Below are 12,284 nucleotides of genomic sequence, written 5' to 3'. Positions count from 1 at the left end.
GGGTTTTCCGCTGACCTGTTCCGCCGCAGTCCGGCATTTCTATGGTCGGCACCCAGCCGCGACCTTCGCACCACGAGCCGATGAGCACGTAACGATGCTCGGCGTGACGCCGTTCCATGCCCCGCCGTTATTTTTTCTTCATCGCCTCCATCAGCGCCGCACCGAACGCACCCTGGGTCGGCGCCTGCGGCTTCTGCGGGCGCGCGACCGAATTGCGATTGCCGCCGTTCGGCGACGCTCCCCTCGCCTCCCGCGCGGTTTCCGCTCCGCCATCTTTGCGCATGCTGAGCCCGATGCGTTTGCGCGCCACGTCGACCTCGGTGACGCGAACCCGCACCACGTCGCCTGCCTTGACGACCTCATGCGGGTCCTTGACGAAACGATCGGCGAGCTGGGAGACGTGTACCAGCCCGTCCTGGTGGACGCCGATATCGACGAAGGCGCCGAAGGCCGCCACATTGGTCACCGTCCCTTCAAGCTGCATGCCGACCTTCAGGTCCTTGATGTCGTCGACCCCCTCCGCGAAAGTCGCCGTCTTGAAGCTCGGGCGTGGATCGCGGCCCGGCTTTTCCAGTTCCGAAAGAATGTCCTTGACCGTCGGCAGACCGAAGCGTTCGTCGACGAAGGCGCGCGCATCGAGCGCCTTCAGGGCGGCACTGTCTCCCATCAGCGCGCGCAGATCCCGGCCGCAGGCGGCGACGATCTTCTTGGCCACGCCATAGGCCTCCGGATGCACGGCCGAGGCGTCAAGCGGCTCTGAACCATTGGTAATCCGCAGGAAGCCGGCGCATTGCTCGAAGGTGCGGGCGCCAAGCCGCGGCACCTTGAGGAGCTGCTGCCGATTTGCAAAGGCGCCCATTGCGTCGCGGTGCGCCACGATCGCTTCCGCCGACGACTTGCCCAAACCGGACACACGCGCCAGCAGCGGCGCCGATGCGGTGTTGAGATCGACGCCGACAGCGTTCACCGCATCCTCGACAACGGCATCCAGAGAGCGGCTGAGATGCGACTGGTCGACATCGTGCTGGTACTGGCCGACGCCGATCGACTTCGGTTCGATCTTGACGAGTTCGGCAAGCGGGTCCTGCAGGCGGCGGGCGATGGACACGGCACCGCGCAGCGAAACATCGAGATTTGGAAATTCCGCAGCCGCCGTTTCCGAAGCGGAATAGACGGAGGCACCCGCCTCGGAAACGATCACCTTGGTGGGCTTCGGCGCCGGCAGCTGCGCCAGCATATCGGCGACGAGCTTCTCGGTTTCGCGGCTGCCGGTGCCGTTGCCGATGGCGATCAGTTCGACCTTGTACTTGCGGACCAGAGCCGCAAGTTCCGCCTGTGTGCCGCGAATGTCGTTCTTCGGAGGGAACGGATAAACCGTCGTCGTGTCGAGCAGCTTGCCGGTGCCGTCGACCACCGCGACCTTGACGCCGGTTCGGATGCCGGGATCGAGACCCATGGTCGAACGCGAGCCGGCCGGAGCCGCAAGCAGCAGGTCCTTGAGGTTGCGCGCGAAGACGCGGATCGCTTCCTCCTCGGCCCGTTCGCGCAATTCGCGCATCAGATCGAGCGAGAGGGACAGCGAAAGCTTGACGCGCCAGGTCCAGCCGATCACGTCGAGCAGCCACTTGTCCCCGGGCAGATGCCCGCCGACTTCGTATGCTGCGGCGATCATGCGCTCGACCGGCCTTTGCCCAGATGCCGCATCCTGGTCGACGACGATATCGACCGACAGGATCTCTTCGTTCCAGCCGCGCAGCATCGCCAGCGCACGGTGGCCCGGTGCCGTCGCCCAGCGCTCCGAGTGATCGAAATAATCCGAGAACTTCGCTCCCGCTTCCTGCTTGCCGTCGACGACCTTGGCTTTCAGGAACGCCGCCTCCCGCATGTAGTTTCGCAGTCGGCCCAGGAGATCGGCGTTCTCGGTCATGCCTTCGGCGATGATGTCGCGGGCGCCGTCGAGTGCTGCCTTTGCGTCCGGCACGTCGGCGGAGAGGAAGGTTGTCGCCCGTTCGGCCGGCGCGATCGAGCGATCGGCGAGGATCGCCTCGGCGAGCGGCCCGAGTCCCCGCTCCCGGGCAATCTCCGCCTTGGTCCGCCGCTTCGGCTTGTAAGGCAGATAGATGTCCTCGAGCTCCGCCTTGGTGGAGGCGGCGGCAATCTTGCCTTCCAGTTCATCGGTGAGCTTGCCCTGGCCGCGAACCGACTCGAGAATGGAGGCCCGGCGCGCTTCGAGCTCGCGCAGATAGGTGAGCCGCTCGGAGAGGGTGCGCAATTGCGTGTCGTCGAGACCGCCGGTGACCTCCTTGCGGTAGCGGGCGATGAAAGGCACCGTCGCTCCGGCGTCGAGAAGCTCGACGGCCGCGCCGACCTGCGCGGCGGACGCCTTGATCTCGCTTGCGATGATGGCGGCGATGGGCTTTGCGGTCATGTCTGCGTTCCGTCTGCTGTTTCAGGCCGGACCATAGTGGCACAGACGATGAAGGCCAAGTGAGGGCGGCTGAGCGGTCCACAGAAGATGGGAAAGGGCGGGATCGCTTGCTTTACCCACGGAGGAGGCCGATTCGCCCCTCACCCTAGCCCTCTCCCCGCACGCGGGGAGAGGACTCCCCACCGTTTAGCAAGAGAGTTTCTGCTCGGCCAAGGAAGGATTGAAGGTGGTGCCGGTTTTCAGCATTGCGCATGCGACGTTGAGGAGGCGGTCGGCGACGGATCGCAGGGCACGACCGTGGCTGTGACCTCGGCTTCGAAGGGCGGCGTACTTCAAACGGCTCCGAGAGTCGTGCTGAATGGCGACGCGTGCCCAATGGTACATGGCGTTGGCGAGCCGGTCGTGGCAGGCCTGTCTTCTGATGACGATGCAACTCTTGCCGGACCGCTTGGTAACGGGCGCGACTCCTGTCAAACTGCGCAAGGCGGCGTGGTCACGTCGCTGCAGGGCATCGAAGGCTTCTGCGAGCAGCGTGGCGAGGACGATCCTTCCCACTCCCGGCAAGGATGCGAGGATCTCCACGTCATGCTGCTTCCTCTGCCCCGGCTCGGTCGCCTCGGTCGGGACAAGGCGGGCAGTCAGGGTATCGAGCCGCTGATGCGCTTGCTTGAGCTGCCGGTTCACGAGGCGAATGCGGGCAATGAGCGTGGCAATGTGGGCGCTGGCGGCTTCGGTCGTCCCGGCGGCGACCTTGACGGGCGGCGTGCGCAGCACGGCGAGCACATGGGTGGCGTCGACGCGGCGGATGCGGTTGCGTTTGAGAAGCTTGGCGATCGTCGCCGCGCGGATCCGCGCGGCTTTGGCCGGCGTCGGCCCGGCTTCCCAGAGATCGAGCAGCCACTCGGCCCCGAGGTCGTTTTCGAGCTCGAGCAGCGCAGGAAAGTAGCGCCAGAGCTGCTCGCGCATGCGGTTGGTCAACCGGTTGCGCTCGGCGCCGAGGTCCTCGGCCATGCGCGACCATTCGCGCAATTCGATGACGACAGGATCGGCGGCGGCGAGCAGCCGGAAGCACCGGCGATCGGTGCGCAAGGCCGAGGCCATCACTTCGGCATCGCGGCTGTCGTCCTTGGCGCCGGCCAGGGTGAACCGGTCGCGAAAGCGATCCATTTGTTTCGGGTTGATGGCATGCACCTGGCAGCCGCGCTCGATCAGCGTCTCGACCACGGGCCCGTGCGGCACCTCGATCGCGACCTGGATTTGCCCGGCCTCGGTTGCACCGCTGGTTGCCGTCAGCCAGGCCGCCAGTTCGGCGAGCCCTTCGCCGCCGTGCCTGAAGACCCTTTCGCCGATTTTCCGGCCATCACCATCCGTGAGGAACACATGATGGCTCTCCGACGCCCAGTCGACGCCGGCATAGAATTGTTTCTGATCGGTCATCCCTTCTCCTCGTCCAAGCCTGCGAGCCACCGCGATCTTCGCCGATCCCTGTACTGGCGCTCGGAAACGGATACAGCTCCGGCGCGGACTCCCCACGGGGCATCGATCACGGCCAATCCGACGGGGCACGCGTCCTCTCCAGGTGGTCGGGCCACAGGGGACAATTGGTTGCTCCCGACGAATCGGCTCGGTTCAGGAAGGCTACGCCAATTTCGGCCGTCGTCGCGGGTCATGCTTCATTCCGCTACGCTTCACTTCGCACGACACGCGACGACGGCGTGCAACCCAAGAACCGCCGGAAAAAGGTACAGGGGACTGGAGGGCGCGGCGAGTCCCTTCTCCCCGTTGGGACGGAGAGAAGGTCGCGGCAGCGGGATGACGGGCAGAAACAAGTATCGGTAGGGCATGTGTGCGCTAAACCGCCACCAACTCCAGCCGCGAGCGGGTCTTCTCGAATTCCAGCAATTCGCGCTCCTTCGCTTCAATATAGTCGCGGGAGACCGGCACCGTCTCCAGCGATGGCGAAAGCTGGAGCTGGAAGACGAAGTGCTTGTCGTGCAGGAAGGCCGTCTCGGAAGCGGCGAGATAGAATTCCCACATCCGGAAGAAGCGCTCGTCGTAGAGCTTCACCGCTTCCTCGCGCCGGGCGACGAACCGCTCGCGCCAGGCCCTCAGCGTCCAGGCATAGTGCAAGGGCAGGATCTCGATGTCCTTGACGAGCAGGCGCGTGCTCTCGACCGGCGGCAAGACCTCCGAAAGCGCCGGTATGTAGCCGCCCGGAAAGATATACTTCTCGATCCACGGATTGGTCGCCCAGGGCTTGTAGACCTGGCCGATCGAATGGAGCAGCATGACGCCGTCGGGTCTCAGCAATTCCTTGATCTTGCGGAAGAAATTGCCGTAGTTGCCGATGCCCACATGCTCAAACATGCCGACCGAGACGATCCGGTCGAACTGCCGCCCCTGCAGGGTGCGATAATCCTGCAATTCGAACCGGACACGATCGGACAGGCCGCGTCTGGCGGCGCGTTCACGCGAGACCCTCAGTTGCTCCTCGCTCAAGGTGATGCCGGTGACCTCGACGCCCGTCGCTTCGGCAAGGTACATGGCCAAGCCTCCCCAACCGGAACCGACTTCCAGCACCTGCTGGCCGGGTTCGAGCAGCAGCTTCGCCGCTATATGGCGCTTCTTGGCGCGCTGCGCCTCATCGAGCGAGATGCCCGGCGGGTGGAAATAGGCGCAGGAATATTGCCAGTCCTCGTCGAGGAAGAGGTTGAAGAGCTTGCCGTCGAGATCGTAGTGATGCGCGACATTGTAGCGGTTGCGGTTGACCGGCAGGCGACTCTTCAACTGCTGGCGCAGGACATGCCAAAGAGCGACGAAGGAGTTGGCGAAGGTTGCCGCGTTTTCCAGACCATTGCTCTTGATGATGGACAAGACGTCGAAAATATCCCCCTCTTCGATCACCACGCGGCCGTCCATGTACATTTCGCCGAATTTCAGGCCGGGGTCGTAGAGTATGGCCCTTTCGGCCTCTGCATCCGTTATGTGCATGGTCGCGGGCTTCCCCGTGCCATCACCCAAAACAACTTTATTTCCCGATGAAAAAATGACCGTCAGAGTTCCCTTCTGGACAAGACGGCGAAGCAACTTCAACAATGCTGCATTCATTTCCAACCTCAGCGCCAGACCTACACGGACCATGTTCCTCCGCATGGAGCGCGGGCGGTTCGGTCGGCTTCCCGGACTGGTTGCGCTCGCGAAACGGCGCCGGTTTTGTCCAGAAGCAGCGAGAAACCGGTATGGGCAAAGCCTTACGGCCTCCGGCAGGTCGGCACCGTGCATCGTGCGCGGGGCTGCAACCGGGATGTCGTCAGGCCAGCCTCTTCAGGCTCCTATCCATCAGAACTTCCATTAACTTAGCGGTGTTCGGCGGTTTATCAATGGGGCTGTTCTGTGGCCCCTCAAGGATTTGTTTCCTTAGTACATGCTGAGAAAATCTGACGCGCGCCGGGCCAGCCTGCCCGCGAGAGTCCACCCAGCCGCTGATGCATGTCGCCCAAAAGTGTGCAGCGGTTTTGGGATGACGACATGCACAAAACCAAGAAACTGAAGCGCGTCGCGTGAATAGGTTCGAATGCGACGCGCTTTAGGCGCCGAAAACTCCGAGACCCGCAAGACGGGATCGGTCATGCGGGCGATCGAAGTCGGTCGCCGGGCCTGCCGGCACGATGCCGGTGGGGTTAATGTGCCGCAGGCCATAATATCCGCGCTTGATGTCGTCGACCCGGACGGTTTCGCGGATGCCCGGCCACTGGTAGAGCTCGCGCAGGTAGTTTGACAGGCTCGGATAATCCTCGATCCTGCGAACATTGCATTTGAAGGCGCCATGATAGGCGACGTCGAAGCGGACGAGCGTTACGAACAGGCGGATATCCGCCTCGGTCAGATATTCCCCGGCAAGGTATCGGTTCCCCTCAAGATGCCGGTCGAGCGCGTCGAGCATGCCGAAGAGGGCCGCGACAGCCTCATCATAGGCGGCCTGTGTCTTGGCAAACCCGGCTCGGTAGACTCCATTGTTCACAGACGCGTAGATCGGCTCGTTCCAGCGCTCGATTGCGACGCGAAGCACCGCCGGGTAGAAATCGAGGCGGTTGCCGGACAAATGGTCGAAGGCCGTGTTGAGGATGCGAAGGATATCGGCCGACTCGTTGTTGACGATGTGGCCCTCCTTCATGTCCCAAAGCACAGGGACGGAGACCTTGCCGGTGTAAGTCGGGTCGCTCGCCGTGTAGAGCTGGTGGTGATGGCGGATCCTGCCGACGCGGCCACCCGCATCCACAGGCTCGTCATAGGTCCAGCCATCTTCCCCGAGCACGGGATTTGCCACCGCAAGACCGATGATCTCGCCCAGTCCCTTGAGGTTGCGCATTGCGATCGTTCGAGAGGCCCAGGGGCATAGATAGGAGACAAACAGCCGGTAGCGTCCCGCTTCGGCGACCAGTGCCGGCTGGCCATCCGGCCCGGGTCGTCCATCGATGGTGATCCACTGACGGAAACGGGTCGGCTCGCGATGGAACGCGCCATCCTTCATCTCGCTTGCGGCGACATCATCCTTGACCCAATTTCCCTGGACGAGTTGCGGCACCTAAGTTCTCCTGCGGCATTGCATTGGGCGGTACGGTTGCCTACCTCCCATAGGGGCCCCTACATCGCCGTGCGTCTTATCAGACGCACAAAGGTCGCTGTAGCACTTTGAATTGATGCATATTTTATCCTTGGATCGGCTAGGATCTAAGGAAACATGCATCAGCGGTCAATCGCGCGCGCAGGTGACAGTTTGTTCGCAATCCGCATAGCAGAAAGGGTGGCAAGGCACGTCCTGGGTCGCCACAATGCCCAGTAAAGCGCGAGAGGAGGACTTACGATGAGGAAGCTCGCCGTCATCGCCGTCGCCGCGGCCATCATCGTCGCCATCGTCTGGTTCCTCAACACGTCCTATCTCGTGACACCGCCCGCCGGCGCGGCGAAGGTTCTCGCCCACCGCGGCATTCATCAGGTCTACAGCCTGGACGGGGTGGGCAATGACACCTGCACGGCTCAGCGCATCGAACCTCCGAGCCACGCCTATCTCGAGAATACCATCGGCTCCATGCGCGCCGCGCTCGACAGCGGCGCCGAAGTCATCGAACTGGATGTCCACCTGACGCCCGACCGCCAGTTCGCCGTCTTCCATGATTGGACGCTCGACTGCCGGACCAACGGAGCCGGCGTCACGGAGAAGACGCCGATGTCAAAGCTGAAAACGCTCGACATCGGCTACGGTTACACGGCCGATGGCGGCAAGACCTTTCCCTTCCGCGGCCAAGGGGAGGGCCAGATGCCGACACTCAGAGAGGTCTTCACAGCCCTGCCCCATGGCCGATTCCTGATCAATTTCAAAAGCGAGCGGCGGGAGGAAGGTGCGACGCTTGCCGTGATGCTGCGCATTCACCCGGAGTGGCGCAAACTGATCTTCGGGGTTTATGGCGGCAGAACGCCGACGCAGGAGGCGCTGCGCCTGGTCGGCGGGCTGCGGGGCTATGACCGGCAATCCACCATGGCCTGCCTTGGTCGCTATGCCGCCTATGGCTGGACCGGAATGGTGCCGGACGCCTGCCGCGATACGCTGATCGTCGTGCCCGCCAACTACGCGCCTTTCCTGTGGGGCTGGCCCTCTCGATTTGCCGCCCGGATGCGGGCCGCCGGAAGCGAGATCATCCTGCTCGGCCCCCATCGCGGCGGCGAGTTCACCTCCGGCATCGACAGCGCCGACGAGCTCGCGCTCGTTCCTGAGAATTTTTCCGGCTATGTCTGGACCAACCGGGCCGAGACGATCGGACCACTTCTGAACAAGAGACTGGCGGCCTCGAACGACCAGAAATAGCAGCCAGTGCATGTTTCCTTAAATCGTAGCCGATTTAAGGATAAAAACATGCACCGATTCAAAAGTGCTACAGCGTCCTTAGTGCGTCTGAAAAGACGCACGGCGCTGTAGGCGGAGCGGCTACTTTGGAAAATCCAGTCCCATTTCGCGGAACCGCTCCGGATCGTCGCCCCAGTTCTCGCGCACCTTCACGAACAGGAAGAGATGCACGGGCTGTTCCAGGATCTCGGAGATCTCCTTCCGGGCCGCGGTCGAGATCGCCTTGATCGCCTCCCCTCCCTTGCCGAGCGCGATCTTCTTCTGGCTGTCGCGCTCGACATAGATCACCTGCTCGATGCGCACCGAGCCGTCCTTGCGCTCTTCCCACTTCTCCGTCTCGACGTGAGACGCGTAGGGTAGCTCCTGATGCAGGCGCAGGAACAGCTTCTCGCGGGTGATTTCGGCTGCGAGCTGCCGCATCGGTAGATCGGAGATCTGGTCCTCCGGATAGTACCACGGCCCCTCCGGCAGTGCCGTGGCGAGATAATCCATGAGATCCTTGCAGCCGGAGCCGTTGAGCGCCGAGATCATGAAGGTGCGCTCGAAGGAAACGACTTCGTTGGCGGCGGCCGCAAGCTTCAAAAGGTCTTCCGGGCGCACCCGGTCGATCTTGTTGAGCACCAGGATCTTCGGCTGGGGAACGTCCTTCAGGGCCTCGAGGATCGCTTCGGCATCGCCCCTCAGGCCGCGTTCGCTATCGATCAGCAGCACGATCTGGTCGGCGTCCTTGGCGCCGCCCCAGGCGGTCGTCACCATGGCCCGATCGAGCCGGCGGCGCGGCTTGAAGATGCCGGGCGTGTCCATGAAGACGATCTGGGCGTTGTCGTGGATGGCAATTCCACGAATGATCGCCCGCGTCGTCTGCACCTTGTGGCTGACGATCGATACTTTTGCGCCGACCAGGTGGTTCACCAAAGTCGATTTGCCTGCATTCGTCGCGCCGATCAGCGCCACGAAACCCGAGCGGGTCGCCGTGTGGCCGGCGCCCGAGTCCTGTTCTTTGTCCGTCATGGCTTCCGTCAATTTCCGGCAGACCGTTTCTGCCAAACACCTTCGCGTTCCAGCAATCGCATGGCAGCGATCTGCTCGGCTCCGCGCTTCGAGCGATCGGTCCCCGTTTCCGGCGCGATCCCGTCGACCTCTACGGTCACCGTGAAGCGCGGATCGTGATCGGGACCGGAGCGATCATCCGTCCTGTATCTTGGCGCGGCGCCGAACTTGGCGTGCGCCCATTCCTGCAACTCCGTCTTGGCGTCGCGCCGCGCACCGTCGGCGCTTGCGGCGCGGTCGGTCCAGTGCCGCAGCACGAAGCGACGGGCTGCCTCCAGACCACCGTCGAGATAGATCGCGGCGATCAGCGACTCTACCACATCGGCCCGCACATTCATCATGTGCTTGCCGGTGATCTTCTTCACGTCGGAGCCGGTGCGAATGTATTCGTGCAGCGACAGCTCATCCGCCACCCGGGCACAGCTCTCGGCGCTGACGAGTTGGTTCAGGCGAACCGACAGCTCTCCCTCATTGGCGTCGAGAAAGGTCTGGAACAGAAGTTCGGCGACGCAAAGCCCGAGCACGCGGTCGCCCAGGAATTCAAGCCGCTGATAGTTGCTCGCCCGCGCATTGCGGGCGCTCGAATGCGTCAGCGCGCGGTCGAGGCGCTCCTTCTCGGCGAACTGATAACCGATCGCGGTCTCGAGCCTTGCCCGATCCTCCGCGCTCAGCGACCGCCCCTTCATCATTCGACAACCTTGAACAGCCGGTCGTAACGCAGATTCGCCGGCCACTCCCAGATCTTCAGGAAGGACGTGCCGTTGCCGAGCGAGAAGAAGATCATGCTGGCGCGACCGACCAGATTTTCGGCCGGCACGAACCCGACGTCAAAGCGGCTGTCGGAGGAATTGTCCCTGTTGTCGCCCATCATGAAATAATGGCCTTCCGGCACCAGGAATTCGCGGGTGTTGTCACCACTGGAGTCCGGGAACTGGTCGAGGGTGTCGTAGCTGACCCCCGTGTCCATCGTCTCGCGATAGACCGGTACGTCGCCGCCGGTGTCATATTTGTCGTCGGCCCGGAAGGTCCCATCCGGAACGCGATCCACCGGCTTGTCGTTGACATGGAGGACGCCGTTTCTGACCTGGATACGATCGCCCGGAAGGCCTACGACGCGCTTGATGTAGTCGATGTCCGGATTGGGCGGAAAGCGGAACACGACGATATCGCCGCGCTTCGGCTCGCGCGCAAAGATCCGTCCGCTGAAAAGGTCCGGCGAAAAGGGCAGCGAGTATTTCGAATAGCCGTAGGCGAACTTGTTGACGAAGATGTAGTCGCCGACGAGCAGCGTCGGCATCATCGATCCGGACGGAATCGTGAAAGGCTGAAAGAAAACGGTGCGGATGACCAGGGCCAAGAGCAGCGCCTGAATAATGACCTTCACATTCTCCCAGAGGGCGCTCTGGTGCGTTTCTGTCTTTTCTTCCACGCTCAGTTCTTCCTTGTCATCCTGCCGCGCAATCGCATCTATATGCTCACCGGATTACTTCGCTTCAAGCGATTGTCGGAGCGGTACCATTTCGGCAGTGCTCTAAACCGTTCCCTCGGCGGGGGCAACCGGGAGCGCCTCGATAATCACGAAAGCTTGTGCGAGCGGGAAGTCGTCGGTGATCGTCAGATGAATGGCGGCGCGATGTCCGACCGGCAGCATCTCCTGTAGCCGGGCCGCCGCGCCGCCCGTCAATTGCATTGTCGGCTTTCCGCCCGGCATGTTCACCACACCCATGTCCTTCCAGAAAACCCCTTGTGCGAGCCCCGTTCCCAGGGCCTTCGAACAGGCCTCCTTGGCGGCGAAGCGCTTGGCATAGGAGGCCGCGCGGTTCTTGCGCGCATCCGATTTGGCGATCTCGATGTCGGTGAAACAACGATTGACGAAGCGCTCTCCAAAACGTTGAAGCGAATTTTCGATGCGTCGAATGTCGATCAGGTCGCTGCCGATGCCGATGATCATGACGGGCTTCCGGCTTTCTGCAGTCGCTCCCGCCGCCGTCCCTGGAACGTCCGGGCGGTCTGGAAGGCGAGCGGGTAGAAGACTGAAGCACCGCCGAGCGCAAGAGCCAGCGACCCGACGAGCATCGGCTTGAGCACGGGCCCCCAAAGCTCGACAAGCTGCATTTTCTCGATCAACCGGGCAATCTCCACCGAGCCGACGCTTGGACCGGCCTGCGGCCCCGTGATTGCCATGCCGATCTCGTAAGACGCCGTCAGGATCACGGGAATGGTAATCGGATTGGCGAGTGCAGTGGTGATCACCGCCGCCACGAGATTGCCGGAGAAGAGCCAGGCAAGAATGACCGCAAGGACGATGTGCAAGCCGAACAACGGTGTGCACGCGGCAGCAGCGCCCGCCGCTACGCCGACGGCAATCGAATGAGGAGAGGAGTTCAGACGAAGAATGCGCAGCGCGACATAACGTGGACCGCGCGACAAGCCCTTGCGCGGCCAGAAGAAGGCGCGAAGTCTTTCGGAGATCGTGACCGGTTTCCGGCGCCTAAATAACATTCTGCCGTCATCGCATCCTGAAACAGCCCGTCGGGGCAAGACGGCCCGCCCGTCTTTTGATGGGCGCAAGATAGGCGCCAGCCCCGTCAGACGCAAGGTTGAGCGGCAAACGGAACGGACCGGTATTCGAGCCATTCGGCAAGCGCATAGCTCGAAGCAGCCTTCCCGCGTCGTCCCGCTCAAGTCCGCTTCGGATCCAGGACCCAATCAGCGGGCGCGACAGCTGCGGATCAGAAGTCCCTGCGGAACAGGCCGCGATCGATCTGACGTTGACGGTACTCGAGGTCGATGCGGTCGACCGAGCCGTTCAGATAGGCGATCTCGCGCTCTTCGATGGTGGGAATGTGCAGGGCACGGGTGATTTTCTTCAACTGCTTGAACATGGCAAACCTCTTCGTTTAC

11 protein-coding genes are annotated in these 12,284 nt (G+C 62.7%); 1 reads left to right on the top strand and 10 read right to left on the bottom strand.

The genetic code is table 11. The features are described 5' to 3' along the window. Positions 1–127: 127 nt before the first annotated feature. From NGR_RS15465 to NGR_RS15445, 4 genes are all read right to left on the bottom strand, one after another. A complete protein-coding gene (locus NGR_RS15465) occupies positions 128–2,428 on the bottom strand; it encodes a Tex family protein (protein WP_012707411.1) in 2,301 nt (766 codons plus the stop codon). Between the two features lie 186 nt (positions 2,429–2,614). Beyond that, a complete protein-coding gene (locus NGR_RS32535) occupies positions 2,615–3,865 on the bottom strand; it encodes an IS110 family transposase (protein WP_012709639.1) in 1,251 nt (416 codons plus the stop codon). 414 nt (positions 3,866–4,279) lie between these two features. Continuing rightward, positions 4,280–5,536, bottom strand: a complete 1,257-nt coding sequence (locus NGR_RS15450; protein WP_012707409.1) for an SAM-dependent methyltransferase — start codon at positions 5,534–5,536, stop codon at positions 4,280–4,282. 478 nt (positions 5,537–6,014) lie between these two features. After that, positions 6,015–7,013, bottom strand: a complete 999-nt coding sequence (locus NGR_RS15445) for a glutathione S-transferase family protein (protein ID WP_012707408.1) — start codon at positions 7,011–7,013, stop codon at positions 6,015–6,017. 279 nt (positions 7,014–7,292) lie between these two features. Between NGR_RS15445 and NGR_RS15440 the strand changes: the two genes are divergently transcribed. Continuing rightward, a complete protein-coding gene (locus NGR_RS15440) occupies positions 7,293–8,291 on the top strand; it encodes a glycerophosphodiester phosphodiesterase family protein (protein ID WP_012707407.1) in 999 nt (332 codons plus the stop codon). Between the two features lie 120 nt (positions 8,292–8,411). Here NGR_RS15440 and era read toward each other — a convergent pair whose 3' ends face one another. The 6 genes from era to NGR_RS15410 all read right to left on the bottom strand — a co-directional run bounded on the left by era (position 8,412) and on the right by NGR_RS15410 (position 12,265). Then, positions 8,412–9,341 (bottom strand): GTPase Era, encoded by a 930-nt coding sequence (era, locus tag NGR_RS15435; RefSeq protein ID WP_012707406.1) that lies wholly within the window; start codon positions 9,339–9,341, stop codon positions 8,412–8,414. 8 nt (positions 9,342–9,349) lie between these two features. Continuing rightward, complete coding sequence (rnc, locus tag NGR_RS15430) at positions 9,350–10,066, bottom strand: ribonuclease III (protein WP_193377909.1); 717 nt, start codon at positions 10,064–10,066, stop codon at positions 9,350–9,352. After that, the gene (gene lepB, locus NGR_RS15425; protein WP_012707404.1) at positions 10,066–10,809 is read right to left on the bottom strand and encodes a signal peptidase I; all 744 of its coding nucleotides are present in this window, start codon (positions 10,807–10,809) and stop codon (positions 10,066–10,068) included. The genes rnc and lepB overlap by 1 nt, the downstream gene beginning before the upstream one ends. 102 nt (positions 10,810–10,911) lie before the next feature. Beyond that, on the bottom strand, positions 10,912–11,331 hold the full coding sequence (gene acpS, locus NGR_RS15420) for a holo-ACP synthase (protein WP_012707403.1): 420 nt from the start codon (positions 11,329–11,331) through the stop codon (positions 10,912–10,914). Then, positions 11,328–11,882: a DUF2062 domain-containing protein gene (locus NGR_RS15415; RefSeq protein ID WP_164924235.1), complete on the bottom strand. Its 555-nt coding sequence runs from the start codon at positions 11,880–11,882 to the stop codon at positions 11,328–11,330. Before NGR_RS15415 ends, acpS begins: the two co-directional genes overlap by 4 nt. 230 nt (positions 11,883–12,112) lie before the next feature. Further along, complete coding sequence (locus NGR_RS15410) at positions 12,113–12,265, bottom strand: DUF3563 family protein (RefSeq protein WP_012707401.1); 153 nt, start codon at positions 12,263–12,265, stop codon at positions 12,113–12,115. Between the last annotated feature and the right edge of the window lie 19 nt (positions 12,266–12,284).

Source organism: Sinorhizobium fredii NGR234 (assembly GCF_000018545.1).
Classification (GTDB): domain Bacteria; phylum Pseudomonadota; class Alphaproteobacteria; order Rhizobiales; family Rhizobiaceae; genus Sinorhizobium; species Sinorhizobium fredii_A.
This window is presented reverse-complemented; position numbering and strand designations above follow the sequence as displayed.